Origin of the sequence: Siccirubricoccus sp. G192 (assembly GCF_019084075.1) — a bacterium.
GTDB lineage: Bacteria > Pseudomonadota > Alphaproteobacteria > Acetobacterales > Acetobacteraceae > G192.
Genome location: NZ_JAHREN010000001.1, coordinates 303,151 through 328,064 on the forward strand (window position 1 = coordinate 303,151; position 24,914 = coordinate 328,064).

Here is a 24,914-nt window from a genome sequence, read left to right on the forward strand (position 1 = left end):
GGGAGAAACGCCTGATGACCCTTTCGCGCCGTGGATTGCTCGCCGCCCCGCTCGCCCTCGCCGCGCCCGCCGTGTCGCGGGCGCAGACGGCGGATTTCCCGACCCGCCCGATCACCATCATCGCCGCCGGTGCGGCGGGCGGGCCGACCGATACCATCACCCGCATCGTCGCCGACAGCATGGGCAAGCATCTCAGCCAGCCCGTGGTGGTGGAGAGCATCGGCGGCTCCACCGTCGGCCCGCTGCGCCTGGCCCAGGCGCGGCCGGATGGCTATACGCTGATGATCAACAATATCGGCATGGCGGCCAGCGCCACGCTGTTCCGGCGCCTGCCCTACAACGTGCTGGAGAGCTTCGCGCCGCTCGGCCTGGTCTCCGATGCCGCGATGACGATGGTGGCGCGGCCGGATTTCCCCGCCACCGACCTCGCCGGCTACATGGCCGAGCTGAAGCGCCAGGGTGACGTGCTGAACCTGGCCACCGCCGGCCTCGGCTCCGCCGCCAATCTCTGCGGGCTGCTGGTGCAGAAGGCGGCGGATGCGCAGGCGACCGTGGTGGTGTTCCGCGGCACCGCGCCGGCCATCGCGGAACTCATGGCGGGGCGCATCGACATCCTCTGCGACCAGGCCACCAATACGGTGCCCTATATCCGCGACGGGCGGGTGAAGGCCTATGGCGTCAGCAGCCCGGAGCGGCTGCCCGGCCTCGACCAGATCCCCACCACGGCGGAAGCGGGCTTCCCCAGCATCGCGATGTCCACCTGGCACGGCATGTATGCGCCGGCCGGCACGCCGGAGCCGGTGCAGGAGGCGCTCTCCGCCGCGCTGCGCAGTGCCTTGGGCGAGGAGAAGCTGCGGTCCCGCTTCGCCGACCTGGTCACGGCGCCGGCAACGGCGGAACGCGCCACCCCCGCCTTCCACCGCCGCTTCCTGGCCGAGGAAGTCGCCCGCTGGCGGCCGATCATCGAGGCCGCGGGCAGCTACGCGGATTAGGCTGGGCCAGGCGATCGAGGGGGCCTTGCTCCCTCGAACTCTCCCGCCAGGGGTCGGGTGGCCCCCGGGAGAAGATCCTTCGGGCCAAACTGGCCGGCAGGCTCGATGCGACGCGGCTCTCGATTCCCAGCCGAAGCCTTCGCGGGCCGGGGTCGACATGCCTCCGCCGCCGGGTGCTTGGGCTATCCCTACCGTGGTCCCTGCCCGACCGGCAAAGGGGGCACATCGGCTCACGAAAACGCATTCGACCGAGGCGGGCGAGTTCGGCATCCGCGCGAACGCGATCCGGCCGGGCGCGTTGAGGCGCCGCGGTTGCAGAGGGTCTTCGAGGGCCGGGCGCAGCAGAGCGGGCGCTCCGTCGGGGAGGCCGGCAAGGCCGCACTCGGCATCCAGCCGGCCAAGGAGTTCGTGAGGCCCCCGGATATCGCCGTGTTCCCGGCACCCGGCAGCGCCCGCCCGGCCTCCGGCCGGATGCTGCCGCTCGGCGGCGACATGCAGCCGGCCAGGTGAGCAGGACGGCTGGGAATGAAACAGGGTAGCGTCGGCCAGGAGCCCGTCCCCGGCAACACCGCCCACGCTGGTCGGGAAGGCTCTCGGCGAGGAGGCGAGGATGTGCCTGCTATGTGCCGCCGGCCTGGAAGGCCAAAGACTCGCGCAGCGTGCCCATGTGCTGCAGCTCCTGGCGCTCGTCGAGCACCCCGATGCGCTTCCGGCGGAGGCGGCGCTGCGCCTCGCCGGGGAGATCCTGGCGCTGACCCGGCGGGGCCGGGCCGGGCGCCAGTGCGACGCCGTGGTCCCGCCCGGATCGGTCATCGAGGAAGCCCGCTGAAAGGACATGGTCATGACAGCAGATGCCAAGGCGCAGGCCCCCGCGCATAGCGCCCTGCCCGGCCCATCCGACGACCTGCTGGCCGAACTGGAGAAGACCTACAAGGACATCCACGCCAACCCCGAGCTGTCGATGCAGGAACGCCGCACCGCCGGCATCACCGCCACTTGGCTGCGACAGCAGGGCTATGAGGTCACGGAGGGGGTCGGCGGCACCGGCGTGGTCGGGCTGCTGCGCAACGGGGACGGCCCGACGGTGCTGCTGCGCGCCGACATGGACGCGCTGCCGATCCAGGAGGGCACCGGCCTGCCCTATGCCAGCCAGGCAACCGGCACCGACCGCTTCGGCCAGGATACCGCGATCGCGCATGCCTGCGGCCACGACATGCACGTGGCCTGGCTGATGGGCGCGACGCGGCTCCTGGCCGAGAACCGCGATGCCTGGCGCGGCACGGTGCTGGCGGTGTTCCAGCCCGGGGAGGAGACCGCCCAGGGCGCCCGCGCCATGATCGAGGACGGCATGGTGAAGCGCTTCCCGAAGCCGGACGTGACGCTGGGCCAGCATGTCATGCCGCTCAGCGCCGGGCAGATCGGCTGGCGCGCCGGGACCATGCTCTCGGCCGGGGACAGTTGGGAGGTGAGGCTGTTCGGCCGTGGCGCCCATGGCTCGATGCCGCAGAAGAGCATCGACCCCGTGGTGATGGCCGCCTCCGCCGTCATGCGCCTGCAGACGGTGGTGTCGCGGGAGGTGGCCATGACCGACGGCGCCGTGGTCACGGTCGGCATGCTGCGGGCCGGGGAGAGCGACAACGTCATCCCGGACCAGGCGCTGCTCCGGCTCAACGTCCGTGCCTTCAAGGACCAGGTGCGCGAGCGCGTGCTGGCCGTGATCACGCGCATCCTGGAGGCGGAGGCCGCCGCCTCGGGCGCGCCGAAGCCGCCGGAGTGCTCCGTGCTGAGCCAGTGGCCGCTGACCCGCAACGACGAGGCCGCGACGCGCAAGGTGGTGGCCGCCCTGGAACGGCAATTCGGCGCGGACCGGGTGCACGAGATCGAGCCCGCCACGGCGAGCGAGGATTTCGGCCTGTTCGGCGCCGCCTGGGATGTGCCCGCGGTGTTCTGGGTAATCGGCGGCATCGACCCGGAGCAATTCAAGGCGGCCGAGCAGGCGGGCAAGCTCGACGAGATCCCGGCCAACCACGCCCCGAACTTCGCGCCGGTGATCCATCCCACGCTGCGCACCGGCATCGAGGCGATGCTCGCCGCCGCGGGCGCCTGGCTGGCGACCGGGGCGGCGAAGCCTTGAGCGGCCTGGAATCGGCCGCCCTGCTGGTCCGGGCCCTCGACCTCGTCGGCACCTTCGTCTTCGCGATCAGCGGGGCGGCGCTCGGCACGCAGCGGGGCATGGACCTGTTCGGCGTCCTGGTGCTCGGCTGCGTCACGGCCGTGGTCGGCGGCATCACGCGGGACGTGCTGATCGGCGCCATCCCGCCCGCCTCCGTCGCGAGCTGGCACAACCTGGCCCTGGCCCTGGCCGCCGGGCTGCTCACCTTCCGCTTCTCCAGGCTGTTCGACCGGTTGCAGCAGCCGGTCCAGTTCTTCGACGCGGCCGGGCTCGGGGTCTTCGCCGTGGCCGGGACCCAGAAGGCCGTGGCCTTTGGGATCAACTGGCCCATGGCGGCCGTCCTCGGCATGATCAGCGGCATCGGCGGCGGCATGGTGCGGGATATGCTGGCGGCGCAGGTGCCGACCGTGCTGCGCGCGGATATCTACGCCGTCGCCGCGCTGGCGGGCGCGCTGGTGGTGGTCGCGGGCAGCGCGCTCGGGCTGCCACCGACCGCGGTCGCCCTGGCCGGGGTCGCGCTCTGCGTGTTCCTGCGCCTGATGGCACTCTATCACGGCTGGAGGCTGCCGGCCGCGCCGTCAAGGGAACCGTAGTGGGGCGTCGGCCTTGACCTCCTACCGACCGTGAAGGGGACCTGCCGGCTGGCCCGGAGCGGCTGCCCAAGGCCGATCCGGCGCGGTGCCCGGTTTTGAGCCGGCGGCCAGCGCCCGCAATGCCGCCAGTTGCACCTTGCCGAGCGCATTGCGCGGCAGCGCCGCCACCAGCACCAGGTCGCGCGGCTGCTTGAAGCGGGCGAGCCGCCCCTCGAAATGCCGCAGCACCGAAGCCCGGTCGAAGCCGGGGCCGGGCACCACCACGGCCACCGGCACCTCGCCCCAGCGCGGATCGGGGCGGCCGCAGACCGCGCCTTCCAGCACGCCGGGCGCGGTGGCGAGCACGCGCTCCACCTCGGCCGGGTAGACGTTCTCGCCGCCCGAGATGATGAGGTGCTTCAGCCGGTCGGTGAACCAGAAGCGGCCCTCGGCATCCATGCGGCCGATATCGCCGGTGGCGAACCAGCCATCGCGCAGCACCGCCGCCGTGGCCCCGGGGGCGCGCCAATAGCCCTGCATGACATTCGGGCCGCGCACTGCGATCTCGCCCTCGGCGCCGGGCGGCAGCGGCCTTCCCTCCGGGTCCTGGATGCACGCCTCGCCGAGCGGCGCGGTCAAGCCGATGGAACCGGGATGCGCGAGCGCCTCCGCCCGGCTCTGGGCGATTGCGATGGGCGCGGTCTCGGTGGCGCCATAGATCTGCTGCACCGGGATGCCGCGGGCGTGGAAGGCCTCGATGAGCCGCAGCGGCACCTCCGAGGAGCCGGCGCCGATGGCGCGGAGCGAGCCGAGATCGGCCGTGGCCCAGCGCGGATGCGCCACCAGCGCCTGCATCACCGCGGGCACCAGCAGGGTCAGGCCGGGGCGGTGCAGGGCGACGGCATCGAAGAAACCGTCCGGATCGAAGCGCTGCGGCAGCAGCAGCTCGGCCCCGGCCAGCAGCGCCGGCACGGTCTGGATGTTCAGCCCGCCGACATGAAAGAGCGGCAGCACCGTCAGCACCCGGTCCGCCGGCCCGAAGCCGAAGATCGCCTGCGCATTCGCGGCATTGGCGGCGAAGGCGGCCTGCGTCAGCACCGCGCCCTTGGGCCGGCCGGTCGTGCCGGAGGTATAGCCGATCAGCAGGGGCGTATCGGGGGCCGGGGCGTCCGGCGGTGGGTCGGTTTCGCCGGCCGATGCCATGGCGGGGTCCAGCAGCAGCCGGCCTTCACTGCCGCAACGGGCCTCGAATTCCTTGATATAGGGATGCGTGAAAGCCGGCGCGCCGGGCCGCTGCTGACAGGGCGCGCAGAGGATGCGGAAATCGGCATCCGCCTCGATCCAGCGCAATTCCTCCGCCGAGAGCCGCCAATTGAGCTGCACCAGCGTGATGCCGAGCCGGACGCAGGCGAAGAACAGCGCCAGCAATGGCGGCTCGTTGGGACCGATCCAGCCGATGCGCATCCCCGGCGCGAAGCCGGGTGCCGCCGCGAGCATCGCCGCAATGCGGGAGATGGCCTGGTGCAGCCCTTCGCGGGACCAGGGCGGCATCGCCGGGTGTTCCGGCAGCGGGCGGATGGCGATGGCTTCGGGCCGCGCCGCGCGGTGCTCCGCCAGGGTCGCGCCGAAACAGGCCTCGCTAGTCATCCGTCTCGCCCCGTTCATACAGCGCCTCGCGCCCCAGCCGGTCCAGGCAGAGTTCCGCGGTCCAGGGCAGCATCAGGGACCCGCAGCGGCTGTCGCGCAGGATGCGTTCCAGGGGCAGGGATTTCAGCATGGACTGGCCGCCGCAGGTGCGCACCGCCAGCGCGGCGATGGCATGCGCATTCTCCATCACCGTGTATTGCGCCGTCCAGGCGCGCAGCAGTTGCTCCTTCGTGGGGTCCGGCCCCGCCTCGGTGATGGCCTGGAACCAGAGCGCGCGGGTCTGTTCCAGCATGACGCGCATCTGCGCCACGGCGATCTGCTTGGTCGGATACATGCGCCGCTTCACCGACGGGGTGCCGGGATACTCGCCGCGCAGATAGGCCAGGGTGAAATCATGGGCCGCCTGCGCCAGGCCCATATAGGTGGGCGACAGGGTCAGGAACATGTGCGGCCAGCGCGTCGCCGCCTGGAAATAGAGGCCGGGCGGCATCAGCGCCGCCTCCTCCTCCACGAAGACATCGCGGAAGACCAGGTTGCGGGAGACGGTGCCGCGCATCCCGAGCGGGTCCCACTCCCCTTCCACTGTCACGCCGGAGGCATTGGCCGGCACCGCCAGGTACAGCGTATCGCGACGCGAAGGCTTCCCTTCCTCCTGCTGCTCGGTGGCGAGGATGCCGTAGTAGTCGGCATGGCCGGCGAGGCTGGCGAAGATCTTCCTGCCATTGACGACGAAGCCGCCCTGCACCCGCCGCGCCGTGGTGCCAAAGGCCACCGTGCCGGCGGCGGCCGCGCCGCCCTCGGAGAAGGGCTGCGAATAGACCGCGCCATCCTTCAGGATGCGGCCGTAGTGCAGGCGGCGGCGCAGCCGGTGCTCGGCCCGCGTCACCGCATCCATCTCCAGGTCGTCGACCAGCGCGCCGGTCCAGAGCGTGCTGCAGACATGCATGTTCCAGGTGAGCGCGGTGGCGCCGCAATAGCGGCCAAGCTCGGCGGCGGCGATGCAATAGCCGCGGAAGCCGGCGCCGAGCCCGCCATCCTCGGCCGGGATGCAGATGCCGAGCAGCCCGGCCGTGTGCATGTCCCGGTAATTCTCGGTGGGGAAGCTGGCCTCGCGGTCCCAGCGGGCGGCGCGCGGCGCCAGCACCGCCTGGCCGAATTCGCGCGCCCTGGCCGCCAGCGCCGCCTCCCCGGGGGTGAGGCGGAAGGCGGCGGGGTCGAAGAGCGGCGCGTCCGGCATCATGCTTCCGCGACCTCGGCCAGGAAGTCCTGCAGCCTCTCGTTGAAGGGCCCCGGCTGCTCCAGATGCGCGAGATGGCCGGCATGGGCGAGCAGGGCGAGTTCCACGCGGGGGGATTTCCTGGCTCATGGCGAATAGGGTGGGGAAGGGTGCGTTCGGGTCCTGCTCGCCGGCCAGCAGCAGCACCGGGCAGCCGAGATGCGGCAGCGCGGCACGGCGGTCGAAGCCGGTGAGGCAGCCCAGGATGGCACGGTAGCTGGCTTCCGGCACCGCCGACATCGCCGCGATGGCGGCCGGCGCGGCCGCGGGGTCCGGCCGATCGCCAAGCAGCCCCGCCACCACCTCCGGGGCGATCCCGGCCAGGCCGCGCCCGGCCTCCAGCGGCGCCAGCCGGGCGGCCAGGAAGCGTTCGCGGAAGGCCGGGTCGCGGCCGCCGAAGGCGGCGGGGCTGCCATAGAGCACCAGGCTCCGCACCCGCTCCGGCCAGGTGGCGGCGAATTCCAGCGCCACCATGCCGCCGAAGGAATGCCCGACCAGATCGGCGCGTGGCAGCCCGGCGGCATCCAGCATGGCGGCCAGCGCCGCGGCCAGGGCCGGGAAGGTCACGGCATCGAGCGGCGGCGAGGCACCATAGCCCGGCATGTCCCAGGCCAGCACCCGATGCCCCGGCAGCGCCGCCAGGGCCGGCATGGTCGGCCCCCAGAGCCCGGCATGGCCGCCGATGCCGTGCAGCAGCACCACGCCGCGCGGCCCCTCGCCCGCCTCGCGCCAATGCGGTGTCGCGTTCATGGCACCAGCCTCCCTTCGATCACCACCGGCCTGCCATCGAGGGCGATGGTGCAGTTCCGCACGGGGATGTCGAAATGCCCTTCGGTGAAGCGGCCGGCGAATTCATTGGCGCCGGTGGAGAACAGGAAATTCCCGGCGAAGGCCCGCAGTTCCGTGCCGTTGGTGTCGCGCCGGTCATACATCGCCAGCGCCTCGTAGCGGGCCCGGTCGTTCAGCCCCCAGCCGAGATGGGAGACGGCATAGGCCGCCGGGTCGCCCCAGGCGGCCAGGTAGCGGCGCATGAGCTCGGCATCGGTGCCCTCGCCCTCGATCGTCACGATATGGTCATCAACGAGCGAGAGGCGCAGCGGACGCTCCAGGTAACGCTTGAACGTAAGGTTCACATCGCCTGCATCGAGCACCAGCGTGCCATTCACGCTGCCGGCGCGGGGGAAGGAGACCACAACGCCGCCCGGCCAGTGCGCCACCGTGCCCGGCCGGCTGCACCAGCCCCAGACGCCGGCGGTCACCGCGCCTTCCATGGTCACTTGCAGGTCGGTGCCGGCGGCGGAGGTGACGCTCATGCGCCTTGCCGCCCGCGCCTGCTGCACCGCTGCCCTGACCCGCGCCTCGTCCTCCGGGCGCGGCACCAGCCGTTCCAGCGCCTCCGGATGCTCATTCGAGACCATCAGCACCCGGGCGCCGCCGCGCAGGATCGCGGGGAGCTCGGGGGCATGCAGCAGCCCCTCCAGGGTCAGGTCCACCACCAGCTCGGAGGCCGCCAGCGCCGCCAGCACCGCCGGGTGGCCGCGCAGCGCGCGGGAGGCGCCGGTCGAGCGGATGGGCACCGGCGCGGTCTGCGGGGGCGTCGGCACCACGCAGCGGAAGGGGCGGCAGCCGAGACGCAGCGCGGCCAGTTCCGCCAATTCCAGGTTGAGGGCACGGGATTGTGTTTCAGCCAGAAGGCATACCGCCATGCCGGCCTCCGCCCGGCAGAGGCGCAGCACCGCCTCGAAGGAATCGAGCCATGGCGCTTCGATCCGGTCGCTCAACATCCTGTCCTCCCCGCCATTCCGAGCCCTCCGGCGCCGCCCAATTCACGAAGAATGGTTTAATTTTTATGTGGAATAATTTGAGATACGTGTCACAAAGAGAATGAAGCCTCTCGAAATCCCCGAAAGCGTGAGCCGACTGAGATGACCCCACCCCCGGCCAGCACCACGCCCGCACGGTTCATAGACGACTACCTGCTTTACCTGCTGGCGCGCGCCTCCCATGTGGTCTCGACCGAGTTCCACGAACAATTGCGCCGCCGCGGCATCAGTGTGCCGGTCTGGCGCGTGCTGGCCAGCCTGATCGGCAGCACGGGGGAAACCGTGACCGGCCTGGCCGAGGTCTGCCTGTTGCAGCAGCCCACCATGACCAAGCTGCTGGACCGCATGGTCCGGGACGGGCTGGTGAAGCGCAGCCAGGACACGCGGGACCGCCGCGTGGTGCGGGTGGCGCTCACCCCGCGCGGCGAGACGGTGGCAAGCGAACTGGCCGAGGTGGCGAAACACCATGAGGCCGAGGTGCTGGCCCGCCACCCGGAGGCGGAGGCCCTGGCCATCAAGAGCCTGCTCCGCGCCATCATGGCCCGCAACGGCAAGCCGCGCCGCGGCAGATAGCCCCCCGGTTCCACGCGCGCGGCCTTTGCTCTAGGCTGCGCCTGTGTCCGACGTGCCCCCCCTTCTGGAAGACCAAGCCGCTCGACGCCATGACCCGCGCCGAATGGGAAAGCCTCTGCGATGGCTGCGGCCGCTGCTGCCTGCACAAGTTGCGCGATGAGGATACCGAGCGCCTGGTCTTCACCAATGTCGCCTGCCGGCTGCTGGATACCGAGAGCTGCCGCTGCCGGGACTACCGCAACCGCCGCCGGCACGTGCCGGATTGCGTCAAGCTGACCCCGGCCCGGATCGCGCAGATCGACTGGCTGCCGCCCTCCTGCGCCTATCGCCTGGTGGCGGAGGGCAAGGATCTCCACTGGTGGCACCCGCTGGTCTCCGGCAGCGCGGAGACGGTGCACCAGGCCGGCGTCTCGGTGCGCGGCCGCGCGGTGGCGGAACGCGAGGCCGGCGTGCTGGAAGACCATGTGGTCCGCTGGCCCGGGCAAGTGCCCCGCGCGGCGCGGGCGCCCGCACCCGCTCAAACTCCGAAGCAAGGAAACCCGGAACCATGAAGAACGCGCTGTTCGGCGGCGTGAACGCCGCCGTGCTGACCGCCATGCGGCCCGACCTCTCGCCCGATCTCGACCGCATGGCGGCGCATTGCCGCTGGCTGCTGGCGAATGGCTGCAACGGGCTCGGCGTGCTCGGCACCACCGGCGAGGCCAACAGCTTCGGGCTGCATGAGCGCAAGGCGATCCTGGAAGGGCTGACCGCCCGCGGCATCCCGGCCGCCGCCATGATGCCCGGCACCGGCTGCGCCAGCCTGACCGATACGGTGGAGCTGACCCAACATGCCAAGGCGCAGGGCTGCCGCGGCGTGCTGGTGCTGCCGCCCTTCTACTACAAGGCGCCCTCCGATGACGGGCTCTTCGCCTATTTCTCGGAGGTGCTGAACCGCATCGGCGGCGGCATCAGCCTGTATCTCTACCATTTCCCGCAGCAATCCGCGGTGCCCTTCAGCCTGGCGCTGATCGGGCGGCTGCTGAAGGCCTTCCCCGGCGCCATCAAGGGCGTGAAGGACAGCAGCGGCGACTACGCCAACATGAAGGCCATGATAGACGCCTTCGCCAAGGACGGGTTCGAGGTCTATTCGGGCTCCGACGAGTTCGTGCAGCGCATCCTGGCCGATGGCGGCGCCGGCTGCATCACCGCCGCCTCCAATACCAATAGCCATTGGGGCGGCATCGTCTATGCGAAGCGGACGGGCCCGGAGGCCGATGCGGCGCAGGCGGTGCTGAACGCGACGCGCAAGGCCGCCACTTCCGTGCCGCTGATCCCCGGGCTGCGCGAGATCATCGCCCGCAGCACCGGCGACGACGGCTGGCGCACCATCCGGCCGCCGCATCTGAAGCTGGGCCAGGCGGATGCCGACAAGATCTGGGCCGCCTTCCAGGCCGCCGGCGCGTTGCCGCTGCCGGGCCTGGCGCCCGCCAAGGCCGCGGAATGAGCGGCGTCCCCGGCGATGCCGGCCCGCTGCGCTGCCGCGAGCCGGCGACCGGCACCGTCCAGCTCGACACCGAGCATGTCCGCGTCACGCGCTGGGACTTCAATCCCGGCGCGGAGACCGGCTGGCACCGGCATGGCTGGCTCTATGTCGTCGTGCCGGTGACGGACGGGACCCTGCTGCTCGAATTGCCTGGGGGCCAGACCATGACCGCCGAGCTCAAGGCGGGGGTGGCCTATGCCCGGGACGCAGGAACGGAGCACAATGTGGTCAATGCCGGCAGCCTGCCGCTCTCCTTCGTGGAGACGGAGGTGAAGGGGCTGCCGGGTTAACCTGGGGTTTCGCCAGACGGCGCCGGTTCGACCGTTCCAGCGGGGTTCCGGCCCGGATTCCGTCTCAATGCGAGAGAAGGCGCCGAATAAAGCAACCATAAGGTTGTTTTATGCGGCAGCGGCACTGGCTTGGTGGAAGAAGCTGGGACCGTTCCGCAATGAGCCCTGTCAAGCCGTTGAACCTTGGACCCCCCCCCGGGCCATCTTCCCTCCATGGATCAGATTGAAGCCGAGACGGTGGCCCTGCCGGGAGGGCAGCAGGCCCAAGCCATGTCATGCCCGGTGCGCTGGCGCCGCTCCACCCGCGCCCGCCGCATCAGCCTGCGGATCGACCCCCGCGCCGGGGAGGTGGTGGTGACCCTGCCGCCCCGCGCCGCGCGCCGCGCCGGGATGGCGCTGCTCACCACCCATGCCGCCTGGGTGATGGAGCGGCTGGCCGCGCTGGCCCCGCATGTCGATCTGGTGCCGGGGGGCGGAGGTGCCGCTCGGCGGGTTGCCGCATGTGATCCATCATGTGCCGGCGGAGACCGAGGCCGCCCGGCTGGAGCCCGGCGCCATCGTGGTCTCGGGCGAGGCGGAGGCCGTGCCGCGCCAGGTCGGCGAGTTCCTGCGCGGCGAGGCGCGGCGGCGCATCCAGGTGCTCTCGGCCGGCCATGCCGCGCTGCTCGGCGTGAAGCCCAGGGCGCTGCGGCTGAAGGATACCCGCAGCCGCTGGGGAAGCTGCGCCCCGGACGGGACGCTGGCTTTCTCCTGGCGGCTGGTGATGGCGCCGGACTGGGTGCTGGATTACGTGGTGGCGCATGAGGTCGCGCATCTGCGCGAGTTGAACCATTCCAGCCGCTTCTGGGCGCATGTCGCGCGCCTCACGCCGCATCGCGACGCGGCGGTGGAGTGGCTGCGCACCAATGGGCCGATGCTGCTGCGGGTGGGGTAGGCTTTTGCCAAGGCTGCGCATGTCGAGTTGTTGATTAGCTAAACCAACTCTTACCTTTCTTTGCTATTTTCTCCCTCCGCGCTTTCAGTTCCTCTTCAGTAGGAGGCACGTACGTCCACATGTCCCGAACATTGAGAGCGCCCATTAATTCGTTGAGTTTTCCGACGCCGATTCGAGTGCTGGCGATCAATTGGTTGCTCACTCCGCCACCACCTTCAGGCTTGGCTATGAGAATATAATCTCCGGCTTTTAACTCCTTTGGGCGATTGTGATAGTCCATTTCGGTAAAATGGTACGCGTCCGACAGCCAAATCCGTATTTTGGTTGGATGTCTGTGTCGGGTTAACTCGTATATTATTTCGCCTTCCACGTTCAACCTGGAGATCGAGGCAACCATCGAATGCTCGCGCATTCGCTCCTCGAAAAACTTTGGTATTGTGTAGTATAGATCGTTGCCCATCTTGGACCTCTGATACGTGCTCAGCCCAAACCAGGAATTGTCTTATCTCTCGAACCTGAGTCTTGTGGAAAATCTGTACGTCCAGACGCTTACCGAAGGTTAATCGAAAAGAAATCTTCTTACGCGCTAACCAGCGCCGGATATTCCAATCATTGCAAACTAAAATTATATCGACGTCATTGAATTGATGCCTAAAAATGAGCATAGAGCCAATAATCCAGCAGGCACGCACCTGCCGCTGCGAGCAAATGTTGAACCTAATCCAACGGACGACAGCTTTCTTCAAAGCTTCCCTCTGAGAACATCTATCACCTCTTGCGGGAACTGGTGTCCGCGATAATCAATAGTATTGTCTGTCACATGAAGTGCAAACGCATCAATGTGAGACAACCATTTGCGGAATAGCGCTTCATGACTGTGGGGAACGACGTCTGAGTAGGCGCGCAGATATCCAGCAATTAATTGATTGTTCTTGCCAATGGTTAATCTCTGGCTCCTCCATAGAGTAAGATCATATCTAACAGTCTTCCCTCCCGGTCCTGGAAAAGTAGATCCCGAATTCGGTCCGAAATCTTCAAAAATCCGCCGATTTTCCTCGACTAGAGGCCAAATCATCTTGCAAAGCACAGCAAACGACCGCTCAGAATAGTGAGGAGGCGACTGCGTCCCAGGCCGTAGAGTAACCACATTGCCCAGGGATGGCTTTTCTACCAAAGACTGGCCCGTGAGAAATGCATAGAGTTTTTCGTATTCGCCTGGGCGATCAATGCAGTACCGCGTGCAGCCACTGAGTATTGGTGGAATTTCAAGATTCGGCCAAGCGTCAAAGCAGACTATTGCCATTCTCCGAAAACTTAGCCCGTTATCTAATAACAGAGAAGATAACATGCCTCCTTCATACCTGGCTCCAGAAGAACTAACAGATTCTTGATTAAAGTCCCTAACATATCTTGGGCTCAGAATGACGACCAAAAAAGTTGAGCGGAACTGGCGCTCCATCCACTTCGGCCAACCTTCCTCTGGATGCTGCACGTAAGCGTCAATCGAAGCGTCAACTCCCTCGTTCCTCAGCCGATTAGATAAGGTTAGTGCCTTTGTCCGATGTTCTTCGCTTTCATGGGAGTAAGAAATGAAAACTGTAGGCACGATAGCCCCGCATTATGCGATCACGAGGACATCTTAGCTCATTCAGTTAGCTGCGGAAGACGCTGATTGGGCGGTGGTATAGCCCATGCACGCGTTGGCCGCTGTTAACGCATGTCCGCTTCGGTGCATGACAACCGACCGGCAATCCATTGAGGAACCGCAACGGCGCGGAGGCCGAACGGCCCATACAAAACATCAAGCAGCCGGGAAAGATTAAGCTTTCGTTTCCACTTGTGTCACCAAACCCCCTGCTCCATGGCAAAAGACAGGCAAGTCGGACTCTCTCACGCTCTACCGCGGCAGGAATCCGACGATCCGCTCCGCCTCGGCCACGATCGGGTTGGCGATGGCTTCCGCCTGCTCCGCCCCCAGCCGCAGCGCCGCATCCAGCGCTGCCGGATCGCCCAGCAGCCGCGCCATCTCCGCCTGGATCGGCGCGAGATGCGCGATCAGCGCCTCCGCCAGCACTTCCTTGAACTCGGAAAAGCCCTTGCCGCCGTGCTCGCGCAGCACGTTCTCCGGCAGGCTGCCGGTGACGGCGGCGAGGATGCCCACCAGGTTGCGCGCCTCCGCCCGGCCCTCCAGTCCCGAGACATGCCCGGGCAGCGGCTCCGGGTCGGTGCGGGCGCGGCGGATCTTCAGCGCGATGCTGTCGTGGTCGTCGGTGAGGTTGATGCGGGACTGGTCCGAGGGGTCGGACTTCGACATCTTCTTCGTGCCGTCGCGCAAGGACATGACCCGCGCGGCGACGCCCTGGATCAGCGGCTGGATCGTGGGGAAGAATTCCACGCCGTAGTCGTGGTTGAATTTCTGGGCGACGTCATTGGCCAGTTCCAGGTGCTGCTTCTGGTCGTCGCCCACCGGCACCAGCGTGGCGTGATAGGCATGGATATCGGCCGCCATCAGGTTCGGATAGACATAGAGGCCGGCCGAGGCCGCCTCCCGGTCCTTGCCCGCCTTGTCCTTGAACTGGGTCATTCGGTTCAGCCAGCCGAGCCGGGCCACGCAATTGAAGATCCAGGCCAGCCGCGCATGGGCATGCACATGGCTCTGCACGAAGAGCACGCAGCGCCGCGGGTCGAGGCCGCAGGCGATCAGCGCCGCCGCCATCTCCCGCGTCTGGGTGGCGAGTTCCTTCGGGTCCTGCCAGACGGTGATGGCATGCAGGTCCACCACGCAGAAGATGCTCTCATGCGTGTCCTGCATCGGCACCCAATTGCGGATGGCGCCGAGATAGTTGCCGAGGGTGGGAACGCCGGAAGGCTGGATGCCGGAAAAGACGCGCTGCATGGGAATGGGACCGTCCGAGAGGCAGGGCCGGGGTGATCCCCCGTCACGGCGCGGAGGTCAAGGGTGGGGATCGGCCCGTCGGCGCTCCGGCCGGTTCACGCAACCCGCCGCCGGCGCCGCAGCATGGCCAGGGCATCCCGCAGGTCCAGCGCCTGCAGCATCTGCGCCGCCGCGAAATAGGCCAGCAGCCCGGCGCCGACCAGCGCCGCCAGCGCGGCCAGGCGCAGCAGCCCGCCGGCCGGAAACAGCACCGCCTCCAGCCCCCGCAGCACCAGCCCCATCAGCACGGCCGCCAGCAGCAGCCGCGGCGCCCGCACCCGCAGCCGCCGGTCGAGCGCGAGATGCCCGCGCCGCCCGAGCAGCGTGGCCAACAGCGCGGCATTGCACCAGGCCGAGATCGAGGTGGCCAGCGCCACGCCCACATGCCCGAGCGGGCCGATCAGCAGCAGGTTCAGCGCCAGGTTCAGCGCCACGGTGAAGACCCCGATCCGCACCGGCGTCCCGGTATCGCCGCGGGCGAAGAAGCCGGGGGCGAAGACCCGCACCAGCACGAAGGCCGGCAGGCCGGCGGCATAGGCGGTGAGCGCCGCGGCGGTCGCGCCCGCCGCCTCCGCGCCGAAGGCGCCGCGCTGGAACAGGGCCGCCACGATCGGCCCGGCGGCGATGCCAAGCCCCACCGCCGCCGGCAGGGTCAGCAGCAGCGAGAGTTCGATCGCCCGGTTGGTGGTGCGGTGCGCCTGCAAGGGCAGGCCGCCGCGCACCTGGCGCGAGAGCAGCGGCAGCAGCGCCGTGCCCATCGCCGCGCCGATGACGCCGAGCGGCAATTGCGCCAGCCGGTCCGCGTAATACAGGAAGGACACCGCACCCGAGGGCAGACTGGCGGCGATGGCGATGTTGATGGCGAGGTTGATCTGCGTCACCCCCGCCCCGAAGAGCCCCGGCACCATCTTCCGCAGCACCTGCCGCACCCCGGGCGTGAGGCGCGGCCGCCGCAGCAGGTTCAGCGCCATCCCGGCCCGCGCCGCCGCCCAGGTGACGATGCCGAGCTGCACCACGCCCGAGGCCAGCACCCCCCAGGCCAGGGCATGGCCCGGCGTCGCCACATAGGGCGTGAGGCCGAGCAGCGCCGCCATGGCGAGCAGGTTGAAGAAGACCGGCGCGGCCGCGGCGGCGGCGAAATGGTCGAGCCCGTTCAGCACGCCGGAGACCAGCGCGGTGAGGCAGATGAAGAAGAGATAAGGGAAGGTGATGCGCGTCAGCTCGACGGCCAGGGCGAATTTCCCCGGCTCCGCCATGAAGCCGCGCGCCAGCACCGAAAGCAGTTCCGGCATCAGCAGCCAGCCGATCAGGGTCAGCAGGCTGAGCCAGAGGGCCATCAGCCCGGCCATGCGCTCCGCCAATTCCTGCGCCGCGGCATGGCCCTCCGTGGCCAGGGTGCCGGCGAAGGCGGGGATGAAGGCGGCGTTGAAGGCGCCTTCGCCGAAGAGCCGGCGGAACAGGTTGGGCAATTGCAGCGCCACGAAGAAGGCATCCGCCACCGGCCCGGCCCCGAGCCGGGCGGCGATCAGCATGTCCCGGGCAAAGCCGAGGACGCGGCTGGCCATGGTCCAGCCGCCAACGGTGAGGACGCCTTTGAGCATCCGCGCGTGGTAGCGCGGAATGCCCCGGTGGGCGAGGGTGCGGGCGAGGGTGCGGCGCTATTCCTTCGGCAGTTCCGGCGCGTCGCGGCTGCCGCGGCCGGTGGCATCAGGGGGGTTCGCGCGCCGCCTGGTCCGGCCCGGCCACCGGGGCGCCGCCCTTGACCGGGATATTCACCGGCCCGCCCGGCGCCGCCGCATCGGTGCGGTTGTTGCTGTCGCCGGGGCGCGGCTTGTACTGGTGCTCCGGCGACTTGTCGCGCGGCCGGGGATGCGGCCCATCGAAGCCGGTCTCGCTGGCGACCGTATTCTCATAGGGCTCGACATTGGTCTTGGGGTCGGCGGGCATTCGGGTTCTCCGGACTGTCGGCTGCCCCAACGCGCCGCCGGCGCCCGGGATCGCGGGCGTTCCGGGCGCGGCATCGGGCCGGGCGGCCCGTCCATCGCAGGATGTGTCATTTCCTCGCCTGCGCGGGTCCTGCCCTGGGGCGCCCCTGCCCTGTTCGGGATATAAGCCAGGCGCAGTGCCGGACCCCGCGACCCGCCCTCCCTGGCGAAACTCATCCTTTGCAGTGCCGCTGGGCAGGTTGCGGGCCGGGAGGAGTATCCTGTCCAGCCAGCCAAGAGGGAGCAAACCATGGCGGAACGCGGCGTAGCCGCCCTGGACGCGAAGCCCGGACCGCTGGAGCTCGATCTCTCAGCGACCGCCATGCTCGTGGTCGACATGCAGAACGACTTCGGTGCGACAGGCGGCATGTTCGACCGGGCCGGGATCGACATCTCCGTCATTCGGCGGGCCATCGCCCCAACCGCGAGGGTCATTTCGGCCGCCCGTGCCGCCCGCTTGCCGGTCATCTACGTCAAGGAGGAGCTTCGCCCCGACCTCTCCGACATCGGTGCGGAGGGCTCCCCGCACTGGCGCATGTGCCAGCGAATGGCCGTTGGGGCGGAGGTCACGGCCCCTGACGGCCGGCCGAGCCGCATCCACGTCGCCGGCACATGGAACACCGAGATCCTCCCTGAACTCACCCCCAGGGACGGCGACGTCATTGTCGCGAAACGGCGGTGGAGCGCGTTCTACGGCACTGAACTGGACGCTCGGCTGCGCGCCCTGGGCGTCCGGTACCTTGTGGTCACGGGTTGCACGACCAGCCTGTGCATCGAATCAACCATCCGGGATGCTGCCTTCCGTGACTACATCTGCGTGCTTCCGGCGGACTGCACGGGCCAGCCCGCCCGATCCGGCTCGTCCTACAGCGGGCATGAGGAATCGCTGAAGATCATCGAAAGGTCGTTCGGGTGGCTTTCCTGCTCGGAGAGCGTCTCAAGGGCCCTTGAAGGCGGACAGGTTTAGGCGCCGATCAGGCCCGATGGTGGCCCGGCGGCGGGCCCGTGCCGAACAGGAGCGGCGCGCCGCGGCCTCGGGCCGCACTGCAGGACAGGATTCCGGCTCCATTTGGCGCGCCCTTCGCCTGGCCCCCGGGAACCCGGTTGAGCGGCGACGTGCAGCCTGGCTGCGTGGCGCAGGTCCGCGGGACATCGCCGCTTCAACCTGACGCCATCCTGCCCCAGAATGCCGCCATGCCTTCGCACCAGACCCTCGGGCGGATCGTCCTGCTGCTGCTGGTGGTCATGGCGGTGGTGCAGATCCTGCGGCTGGTCTTCCGCTGAACCGCCCATCCCCGCCACGCTGCCGGCTGGACGCCGGCCGCGGTTCCGCGCAGCCTGCCTCCCGGTGCCGGAGACCGCCGGATGCGCCTGACGCTGTGCAATGAAGTGGTGCGGGGCCTGGCCTTCCCGCAGCAATGCGGATGGGCCGCGAGCCTCGGCTATGCCGGGCTGGAACTCGCGCCCTTCACCCTGGATGCCACGGCGCCGCATCTGCTGCCGGGAAGCGCGCGCATCGCGCTCCGCCGCGCCGCCGCCGAGGCCGGCATCGGCATCACCGGCCTGCACTGGCTGCTGCTGGCGCCCGAGGGGCTTTCCATCACCACCGCCGATCCGGCGCGGCGCGCCCGGACGCTCGATGTGATGCAGCGGCTGGTCGGGCTCGCCGCCGATCTCGGGGCGGGGCTGCTGGTGCATGGCTCGCCTGCCCAGCGGCGGCTGGAGGCGGAGGGCGATGCCGGGCGGGCCGAGGCGACCCTGGCCCGGGCGGGCGAATGGGCCGCCGATGCCGGCCTCATTTATTGCCTGGAGCCGCTGGCGGCGCGCGAGACGAATTGGGCGAGCACGGTGGCGGAAGCCGTGGCCATTGTGCGGCGCATCGGCAACCCGGCGCTGCGCACCATGCTGGATGTCGCTGCCGCCGGGAATGGCGAGGCCGAGCCGGTGGTGGCGCTGCTCGACCGCTGGCTGCCCACGGAGCTGCTCGCGCATATCCACCTGAACGACCGCAACCGCCGCGCCCCCGGCCAGGGCGGCGACCGTTTCGCGCCGATCCTGGCGGCGCTCAGGCGGCATTCCTATGCCGGGTTCTGCGGCGTCGAGCCCTTCGACTACCGGCCGGACGGGCCTGGCTGCGCCGCCTTCGCCGCCGGCCATCTCTCCGGCATCCTGCGGGCCCTGGAGGATGCCGCATGACCCCGCCCCGCTTCCGAATCCTGGACATCGAGCGCCGCGAATTCCCCTTCACCCTCCGCCTGCCCTTCCGCTTCGGCGTCATCACCGCGACAAACGGGCGCCAGGCGGTGGTGCGGGTCCGCATCCGGGGGGAGGATGGGCGGGAGGGCTGGGGTGTCGCCGCCGAATCCCTCGCCGCCAAATGGTTCGACAAGAGCCCCGGCCTCTCCGATGCCGCCAATCGCGACCAGCTTCGCCGCGCGCTGGAACTGGCGGGCGAGGCCTCGCTGGCGGCCGGCAACCGCACCGGTTTCGGGCATTTCGCCGATACTTATGCGGAGCACCTCGCCGCCTGCGGCCGGGAGGCGCTGAACCCGCTGGTGGCGAGCTATGGCCGGGCGCTGATCGACCGTGCCGCGCTGGATGCGGCTCTGAAGCTGCACGGCCTCTCCTTCTTCGCCGGGATGCGGGCCAATATCGGCGGAATGGCGCCGCATGCGGTGGCGCCGGACCTGGCCGGGCATGATTTCGGCGCGATGCTCGGCGGGCTGCGGCCGGTGCGGCGGATCCAGGCGCGGCATACCGTGGGGCTGGTCGATCCCATCACCGCCGCCGACCAGGCCGAGCGGGTGAATGACGGCCTGCCCGAAACCCTGGAGGAGGTGGCGGCCAGCTATGGCCACCGCTACTGGAAGCTGAAGGTGGCCGGCGACGTGGCGGCGGACCTCGACCGGCTCCGCCGCATCGCCGCCGTGCTGGACCGCGGGCCGGACTACCGCGCCAGCCTCGACGGCAACGAGCAATATGCCGAGGCCGAGGGCGCGCTCGCGCTGTGGCGGGCCATGGCGGCGGAGCCGCGGCTGGCACGGCTCTGCGATTCCATCCTCTATATCGAGCAGCCGGTGGCGCGGGCGCGGGCGCTGGAAACCGGCATGGCGGCGCTGGCTGCGGCGCGGCCGGTCATCATCGACGAGAGCGACGGCCCGCTGGATGCCTTCGTGCAGGCCCGGGCGCTGGGCTATGCGGGGGTTTCCAGCAAATCCTGCAAGGGCCTGTGGCGGTCCCTCATCAACCTCGCGCGCTGCCGCGCCTGGAACCGCGGCGGAGAGGCGCGGTATTTCCTCTCCGGCGAGGATCTGACGACGCAGGCCGGCCTCTCCGTGCAGCAGGACCTGGCGCTGGTCGCGCTGCTCGGGTTGGAGCATGTGGAGCGCAACGGCCACCATTTCGTGGCCGGTTTCGCCGGCAGACCGAAGGCCGAGGCGGTGCGCTTCCTGGAGGCGCATCCGGACCTCTATGCGGATACACCGCGCGGGCCGCGGCTGCGGATCGTGGCGGGCGCGCTGGAACTCGGCTCGCTCGACACGCCGGGGCTCGGCGCGACGGTGGAGCCGGATTACGCGGCGATGGAGGCGATGCCGCGGGCGGCCTGGCCGCCGGGCTGAAGCGCCGCGGCAGGCCTGCCGGCGCTACTCCACCGTGATCTTCGCCTCCCTGACCACCCGGCCCCATTTCTCGCGCTCCGCCGCGATATAGGCGGCGAGCGCCTCCGGCGTGCTGGATTCGCCATCCACGCCCGCGGCCGAGAGCCGCTCCCGCACGGTGGGTGTGGCGATCGCCTCCACCACCGCCGCGTTCAGCCGGGCGATGATGGGCGCCGGGGTGCCCGCGGGGGCCATGACGCAGCCCCAGCTCGTGGCGGTGGCCTCGGGCCAGCCCGCCTCCCCCACCGAGGGCACGTCCGGCAGCAGCGGGTGGCGGCGCGGGCCGGTGGCGGCCAGCGCCTTGACCTGCCCATCGCGGATCTGCCCCACCGCCCCGGCGATCTGGATCAGCATCATCTGGATGTTGCCGGCGATGAGGTCGTTCATCGCCGCGCCGCTGCCGCGATAGGGCACGTGCACCATGTCGAGCCCGGCGGCCAGCCTGAACAGCTCCGCCGCGGTATGGGTGGAGGCGCCATGGCCGGAACTGCCGAAGGAAAGCTCGCCCGGCCGCGCCTTCACGTAGTCCACGAATTCCCTGAGGTTCCGCACCGGCAGGCTTTTCGGCACCACGATCACCATGTCGCTGGTATAGGCCATGGAGACCGGCGCCAGATCCTTCGCGGGGTCGAAGGCCATGGATTTGTAGATATGCGGGTTGGTGGTGAGCAGCCCGGTCACGCCCATCAGGATGGTCTGGCCATCCGGCGCCGCGCGCACCACCAGCTCGCCGCCGATATTGCCGCCGGAGCCGCCGCGATTCTCCACGACCACCGGCTGGCCCAGGATCTCGCCCATGCGCTCGGCGATGAGCCGCGCCGCGACATCGGTGCTGCCGCCGGCGACGAAGGGCACGATGAAGCGGATCGGCCGGTTGGGCGACCAGGCCTGCGCCAGGGCGGGGCGGATGGCGGGCAGGGCAAGGGCGGCGCCCGCGGCGAGCAGCATACGACGGTTGGGCATGGGCAGGTTTCCTCCGGCGCCCTGCCTATAGGACGCCCCGGCCGCCGGATGAACCCCCGCCGGGTGAAGGCTGTATCGCAGCCTGCCCTGCAAGCCCGTGGGCCGCGGCGCGCCGGCCGGCCGGCCGCGGTGCCGGGCAGGCCGCCAGTTCCTCCGGCGTCGCCGCGATGCGCCCCGCCCGCAGCCGGGCCGACCAGCCTGGCGAGGCGGTGGCGACGCAGAAGGGGATCGCCAGCAGCAGCCCGCCCGCCGGCAGCAGCGCCCAGAGCGCCGTCATCGGCGCCATGGCCAGCATCACCCCGAAGACCGCCGCGCCGAACAGCGTATGCGGCCAGAGCAGCCGCGCCGCAGCCGCCCAGCCGACGCCCCGGTCCGCGCGGTTCTGCGGTGCCCAACCCGGCCGCGCGCCGAAAGGCAGCGCCAGCAGGAAGAGCGTCTTGTTGAAGATGCTGATGGGGTCGAGCAGGGTGGTGAAGCCAAGCTCCGCCGCCGCGCCGCGCAGGAAGGCGCCGCGCCCGCCATAGCGCGCCGCCAGCGCCGGCTTGAGCAGCACCTCGGCATAGCCGAGCAGCTTCGGCGCATGCAGCGCGGCCCAGGTGCCGAGCATCAGCGCCAGCAGCCAGCCGCCCGGCACCGTCACCGCGCCGCCGGTCGCCGCATTCAGCGCGGCAAAGCCCAGCACCCCGGTCCAGAGCGGTGCGCCGAGGAACAGCAGGATGGCCTGCACCAATTGCCAGCGCCCCATCCAGGTCTGGCCGGGCAGGAAGAGCAGGTCCCAGTACTGCATGTTGCCCGCCGCCCAGCGCAGGTCGCGGGCCATGAATTCCGGCAGGGCCGGCGGGTTGCCCTCCATGGAACCGTCCTCGATCGGCAGGCAGCAGACCTTCCAGCCGGCGGCATGCAGCCGCACCGCCTCCACCTGGTCATGCGAGAGGATGGGGCGGCCATCGGGCAGGGTTTCCAGCCGGCAATGGCGACGGAAGGGCTCGATGCGGAGGATGGCGTTGTGGCCCCAATAGGGCCCCTCCGGCCCCTGCCACCAGGCCTGGCCGGTGGCCCAGCTCCGCATCCCGGCGCGCATGCCGAATTGGAACAGCCGCGGGAAGGCGGCGGTGGCCGGGCGGCCGACGATGAGCTGCTGCAGGATGGCCAGCGTCGGGTCGGCTTCCATGCAGGCGACCAGCCGCAGCACGGCCTCGGCCGACATCTCGCTATCGGCATCGAGGCAGAGCATCAGCGCATCGCCATTGGTGTGATGGTCGAGGAAGTCCATCACATTGCCGGCCTTGAAGCCGGTATTCACCGCGCGCCGCCGGTAGCGGATGCGCGCGGCATCCGGCCGGCCGGCGCGGAAGGCTTCGATTGCCGCCGCCTCCGCCGCCGCCAGCGCCGGATCCTGCGTGTCGGAGAGCAGCCAGAGCGTGAAGCGCTCCGCTGCGCCCGTAGCGGCCAGCCCATCCAGCAGGCGCCCGAGCGGCGGCAGCACGCCGGCCATCTCCTCGTTGCGGATGCAGACGGCGATGGCGGTGGCAAGCTGCGGCGCGCCGGGCCGCGCCCGCCGCAGCGCCGGCAGCACCGCGGCGGGCGGGTCGCCCTTCCGCATCAGGATGGCGAAGCCGGTGATGGCATTGGCGGCGCAGAGCGCGGTCCAGGGCGCAGTGCCGGCGAAGCAGGCGAAGGCCAGAACCTCCCACGAGGTCCAGCCGCCGGGCGCCATGACTCGCCAGGCCAGCCAGAGCAGCGATGCGGTGATGGCGAGGCCGAGGAGCGCAAACAGGGCGCGACGCGGCAGGAGGGGTTCGGTGGTCACGCGGCGACGTTACGCGGCGAGCATGGCGGAAATGCGGATGCGCCCCGCTTGCCGCCAACCGCTTGCCGCCACCGGCCGCCCCATGCCCTGATGCATCCGGGACTCCATGGGGGAAACGGCCATGCGTGAAGCGGGCGAGGCGGATTACGTCATCCTGGGCGGCGGCTCGGCCGGCTGCGTGCTGGCCTCGCGGCTCTCCGAGGACCCCGGCACCAAGGTCACGCTGCTGGAGGCCGGCCCCTGGGACCGCAACCCCTGGATCCACATCCCCATGGGCTTCGCCCGCCTCTACGTGACGCAGAAATTCGACTGGAACTACCAGACCGAGGCCGAGCCGGAGCTGGATGGCCGCAGCATGTACTGGCCGCGCGGCAAGGTCATCGGCGGCTCCGGTAGCGTCAATGGCCTAGTCTTCCTGCGCGGCTCGCCGCGCGACTACGACCGCTGGGCGCAATCCGGCGCCCGCGGCTGGTCCTATGAGGATTGCCTGCCCGCCTTCCGCCGCCTGGAGAGCTTCGCCGGCCCGGCCAGCGAATACCGCGGCAAGGACGGCCCGGTGCAGGTGGGCGAGGTGCCGGAACCCACCGAGGGCTGCCGCGCCTTCGTCGAGACCTGCACCGCGCTCGGCTTCCCGCGCAACCCCGATTTCAACGGCGAATGGTATGAGGGGGTGGCGCCCAACCAGCTCAACGTGCATCGCGGCCGGCGCTGGAGCCCGGCGGTCGCCTATCTCCGCCCGGCGCTGAAGCGCCCGAACCTGCGCGTCGAGACGGAGCGGCTGGGCCTCCGCATCCTCATCGAGGGCGGCCGCGCCGTGGGGGTCGCGGTGCGCGGCCCGGATGGGGCGGAGGAAATCCATCGCGCGCGGCGCGAGGTGGTGCTCACGGCCGGCGCGATCGAGAGCCCGAAGCTGCTGATGCTCTCCGGCATCGGCGATGGCGCCGCGCTTCAGGGGCTCGGCCTGCCGGTGGTGGCGCATGCGCCGGAGGTCGGGCGGAACCTGCAGGACCATTTCATGGTGCGCTTCGCCTTCCGCACCCGGCGCATCGGCACGCTGAACGAGATCATGGCCAACCCGGTCCGCGCCGCCGCCATGGGGGCGGACTGGGCGCTGCGCCGGCGCGGCCAGATGACCATCGGCGCCTCCGAGGCCAGCCTCTTCGCCCGCGTGCTGCCGGGGGCGGAGGAGCCGGATGTGCAGTTCCAGTTCGTGAATTACAGCCTGGGTGCGAGCCAGGCGAATTCCGCCGCGCGGCTGGCCCGCCACCCCGGCTTCACCTTCAATTTCTGCCAGTGCCGCCCGGACAGCCGGGGCGAGCTGACCTTGCGCAGCGCCGATGCCGCCGACAAGCCGCGCATCCAGCCCCGCTACCTCACCGCGCCCAACGACATCAGGGTGATGCTGGAGGCCGCCAAGCTCGCCCGCCGCATCGCCACCACCCAGCCCTTCGCCGGGCTGATCGAGGAGGAGTTGTCGCCCGGCCCGGGGACGCAGACGGAGGAGGATTTCCTCGCCTATCTCCGCGCCGCCGGCACCACCGTCTACCACCCCTGCGGCACCAACCGCATGGGCTCGGACGAGCGTTCGGTGGTGGACCCGGAACTCCGGCTGCGCGGGGTGCAGGGGCTGCGGGTGGCGGATGCCTCGGTGATCCCGCTGGTGCCCTCCTCCAATATCCACCCCTCGGTGCTGATGCTGGCGGAACGGGCGGCGGAGATGATCCGCCGGGCGGCCTGAGCCGGGCTGGCAGGGCCGC

Annotated in this window: 26 protein-coding genes; 15 read left to right on the forward strand and 11 right to left on the reverse strand. The window is 70.0% G+C overall.

Annotated features, from left to right (window positions below; translation table 11 throughout):
* Positions 1 to 14: 14 nt before the first annotated feature.
* From KSF81_RS01365 to KSF81_RS01385, 5 genes are all read left to right on the forward strand, one after another.
* Positions 15 to 992: a tripartite tricarboxylate transporter substrate-binding protein gene (locus KSF81_RS01365; protein ID WP_217377403.1), complete on the forward strand. Its 978-nt coding sequence runs from the start codon at positions 15 to 17 to the stop codon at positions 990 to 992.
* 312 nt (positions 993 to 1,304) lie between these two features.
* Positions 1,305 to 1,502, forward strand: coding sequence for a hypothetical protein (locus tag KSF81_RS01370; protein ID WP_217377404.1), 198 nt, complete (start codon positions 1,305 to 1,307; stop codon positions 1,500 to 1,502).
* A gap of 100 nt (positions 1,503 to 1,602) precedes the next feature.
* Positions 1,603 to 1,821: a hypothetical protein gene (locus KSF81_RS01375; protein ID WP_217377405.1), complete on the forward strand. Its 219-nt coding sequence runs from the start codon at positions 1,603 to 1,605 to the stop codon at positions 1,819 to 1,821.
* Between the two features lie 12 nt (positions 1,822 to 1,833).
* Positions 1,834 to 3,126, forward strand: coding sequence for an amidohydrolase (locus tag KSF81_RS01380; RefSeq protein WP_217377406.1), 1,293 nt, complete (start codon positions 1,834 to 1,836; stop codon positions 3,124 to 3,126).
* Positions 3,123 to 3,758 (forward strand): trimeric intracellular cation channel family protein, encoded by a 636-nt coding sequence (locus tag KSF81_RS01385; RefSeq protein ID WP_217377407.1) that lies wholly within the window; start codon positions 3,123 to 3,125, stop codon positions 3,756 to 3,758. Before KSF81_RS01380 ends, KSF81_RS01385 begins: the two co-directional genes overlap by 4 nt.
* 21 nt (positions 3,759 to 3,779) lie before the next feature.
* Here KSF81_RS01385 and KSF81_RS01390 read toward each other — a convergent pair whose 3' ends face one another.
* Genes KSF81_RS01390 through KSF81_RS01400 form a run of 3 tightly spaced genes read right to left on the reverse strand, consistent with a single transcriptional unit; the run spans position 3,780 to position 8,441 of the window.
* Complete coding sequence (locus KSF81_RS01390; RefSeq protein WP_217377408.1) at positions 3,780 to 5,384, reverse strand: class I adenylate-forming enzyme family protein; 1,605 nt, start codon at positions 5,382 to 5,384, stop codon at positions 3,780 to 3,782.
* Positions 5,377 to 7,410, reverse strand: a complete 2,034-nt coding sequence (locus KSF81_RS01395) for an alpha/beta fold hydrolase (protein WP_217377409.1) — start codon at positions 7,408 to 7,410, stop codon at positions 5,377 to 5,379. Before KSF81_RS01395 ends, KSF81_RS01390 begins: the two co-directional genes overlap by 8 nt.
* Positions 7,407 to 8,441 (reverse strand): 2,5-dihydroxypyridine 5,6-dioxygenase, encoded by a 1,035-nt coding sequence (locus KSF81_RS01400; protein WP_217377410.1) that lies wholly within the window; start codon positions 8,439 to 8,441, stop codon positions 7,407 to 7,409. Before KSF81_RS01400 ends, KSF81_RS01395 begins: the two co-directional genes overlap by 4 nt.
* A 144-nt stretch (positions 8,442 to 8,585) precedes the next feature.
* On the opposite strand from KSF81_RS01400, the gene KSF81_RS01405 reads away from it, so the two are divergent.
* The 4 genes from KSF81_RS01405 to KSF81_RS01420 all read left to right on the forward strand — a co-directional run bounded on the left by KSF81_RS01405 (position 8,586) and on the right by KSF81_RS01420 (position 10,871).
* A complete protein-coding gene (locus tag KSF81_RS01405) occupies positions 8,586 to 9,056 on the forward strand; it encodes a MarR family winged helix-turn-helix transcriptional regulator (RefSeq protein ID WP_217377411.1) in 471 nt (156 codons plus the stop codon).
* Between the two features lie 89 nt (positions 9,057 to 9,145).
* A complete protein-coding gene (locus KSF81_RS01410; RefSeq protein ID WP_217377412.1) occupies positions 9,146 to 9,607 on the forward strand; it encodes a YcgN family cysteine cluster protein in 462 nt (153 codons plus the stop codon).
* Entirely contained in the window at positions 9,604 to 10,542 is a 939-nt protein-coding gene (locus tag KSF81_RS01415) for a dihydrodipicolinate synthase family protein (protein ID WP_217377413.1), read from the forward strand. Before KSF81_RS01410 ends, KSF81_RS01415 begins: the two co-directional genes overlap by 4 nt.
* On the forward strand, positions 10,539 to 10,871 hold the full coding sequence (locus tag KSF81_RS01420) for a cupin domain-containing protein (RefSeq protein WP_217377414.1): 333 nt from the start codon (positions 10,539 to 10,541) through the stop codon (positions 10,869 to 10,871). Before KSF81_RS01415 ends, KSF81_RS01420 begins: the two co-directional genes overlap by 4 nt.
* Positions 10,872 to 11,089: 218 nt before the next feature.
* Here the strand turns inward: KSF81_RS01420 and KSF81_RS28840 are convergent, their stop codons facing one another.
* A complete protein-coding gene (locus tag KSF81_RS28840) occupies positions 11,090 to 11,275 on the reverse strand; it encodes a hypothetical protein (RefSeq protein ID WP_254453308.1) in 186 nt (61 codons plus the stop codon).
* 47 nt (positions 11,276 to 11,322) lie between these two features.
* Between KSF81_RS28840 and KSF81_RS01425 the strand changes: the two genes are divergently transcribed.
* Positions 11,323 to 11,805, forward strand: coding sequence for a M48 family metallopeptidase (locus KSF81_RS01425; protein ID WP_254453309.1), 483 nt, complete (start codon positions 11,323 to 11,325; stop codon positions 11,803 to 11,805).
* A gap of 34 nt (positions 11,806 to 11,839) precedes the next feature.
* Here KSF81_RS01425 and KSF81_RS01430 read toward each other — a convergent pair whose 3' ends face one another.
* The 5 genes from KSF81_RS01430 to KSF81_RS01450 all read right to left on the reverse strand — a co-directional run bounded on the left by KSF81_RS01430 (position 11,840) and on the right by KSF81_RS01450 (position 16,687).
* Positions 11,840 to 12,217 (reverse strand): hypothetical protein, encoded by a 378-nt coding sequence (locus tag KSF81_RS01430; protein ID WP_217377415.1) that lies wholly within the window; start codon positions 12,215 to 12,217, stop codon positions 11,840 to 11,842.
* A gap of 330 nt (positions 12,218 to 12,547) precedes the next feature.
* The gene (locus KSF81_RS01435) at positions 12,548 to 13,411 is read right to left on the reverse strand and encodes an SEFIR domain-containing protein (protein ID WP_217377416.1); all 864 of its coding nucleotides are present in this window, start codon (positions 13,409 to 13,411) and stop codon (positions 12,548 to 12,550) included.
* A gap of 291 nt (positions 13,412 to 13,702) precedes the next feature.
* Positions 13,703 to 14,701: a tryptophan--tRNA ligase gene (gene trpS, locus KSF81_RS01440; RefSeq protein WP_217377417.1), complete on the reverse strand. Its 999-nt coding sequence runs from the start codon at positions 14,699 to 14,701 to the stop codon at positions 13,703 to 13,705.
* Positions 14,702 to 14,796: 95 nt separating this feature from the next.
* Positions 14,797 to 16,341, reverse strand: coding sequence for a murein biosynthesis integral membrane protein MurJ (murJ, locus tag KSF81_RS01445; RefSeq protein ID WP_217377418.1), 1,545 nt, complete (start codon positions 16,339 to 16,341; stop codon positions 14,797 to 14,799).
* 106 nt (positions 16,342 to 16,447) lie between these two features.
* The gene (locus KSF81_RS01450) at positions 16,448 to 16,687 is read right to left on the reverse strand and encodes a hypothetical protein (RefSeq protein WP_217377419.1); all 240 of its coding nucleotides are present in this window, start codon (positions 16,685 to 16,687) and stop codon (positions 16,448 to 16,450) included.
* 288 nt (positions 16,688 to 16,975) lie between these two features.
* Here KSF81_RS01450 and KSF81_RS01455 point away from each other — a divergent pair, with 288 nt between their 5' ends.
* The 4 genes from KSF81_RS01455 to KSF81_RS01470 all read left to right on the forward strand — a co-directional run bounded on the left by KSF81_RS01455 (position 16,976) and on the right by KSF81_RS01470 (position 20,345).
* The gene (locus KSF81_RS01455; RefSeq protein ID WP_217377420.1) at positions 16,976 to 17,692 is read left to right on the forward strand and encodes a cysteine hydrolase family protein; all 717 of its coding nucleotides are present in this window, start codon (positions 16,976 to 16,978) and stop codon (positions 17,690 to 17,692) included.
* A 137-nt stretch (positions 17,693 to 17,829) separates the two neighbouring features.
* Positions 17,830 to 18,009 carry a hypothetical protein gene (locus KSF81_RS01460; RefSeq protein WP_217377421.1) on the forward strand — a complete coding sequence of 60 codons (180 nt, stop codon included), beginning with the start codon at positions 17,830 to 17,832 and terminating at the stop codon, positions 18,007 to 18,009.
* 81 nt (positions 18,010 to 18,090) lie between these two features.
* Positions 18,091 to 18,921, forward strand: coding sequence for a sugar phosphate isomerase/epimerase (locus tag KSF81_RS01465; RefSeq protein ID WP_217377422.1), 831 nt, complete (start codon positions 18,091 to 18,093; stop codon positions 18,919 to 18,921).
* On the forward strand, positions 18,918 to 20,345 hold the full coding sequence (locus KSF81_RS01470) for an enolase C-terminal domain-like protein (RefSeq protein ID WP_217377423.1): 1,428 nt from the start codon (positions 18,918 to 18,920) through the stop codon (positions 20,343 to 20,345). The genes KSF81_RS01465 and KSF81_RS01470 overlap by 4 nt, the downstream gene beginning before the upstream one ends.
* A gap of 24 nt (positions 20,346 to 20,369) precedes the next feature.
* Here the strand turns inward: KSF81_RS01470 and KSF81_RS01475 are convergent, their stop codons facing one another.
* On the reverse strand, positions 20,370 to 21,347 hold the full coding sequence (locus KSF81_RS01475) for a tripartite tricarboxylate transporter substrate binding protein (protein WP_217377424.1): 978 nt from the start codon (positions 21,345 to 21,347) through the stop codon (positions 20,370 to 20,372).
* A gap of 25 nt (positions 21,348 to 21,372) precedes the next feature.
* The gene (gene mdoH, locus KSF81_RS01480; RefSeq protein ID WP_217377425.1) at positions 21,373 to 23,157 is read right to left on the reverse strand and encodes a glucans biosynthesis glucosyltransferase MdoH; all 1,785 of its coding nucleotides are present in this window, start codon (positions 23,155 to 23,157) and stop codon (positions 21,373 to 21,375) included.
* Positions 23,158 to 23,278: 121 nt separating this feature from the next.
* On the opposite strand from mdoH, the gene KSF81_RS01485 reads away from it, so the two are divergent.
* Entirely contained in the window at positions 23,279 to 24,895 is a 1,617-nt protein-coding gene (locus KSF81_RS01485; RefSeq protein WP_217377426.1) for a GMC family oxidoreductase, read from the forward strand.
* The last annotated feature ends 19 nt before the right edge of the window (positions 24,896 to 24,914 follow it).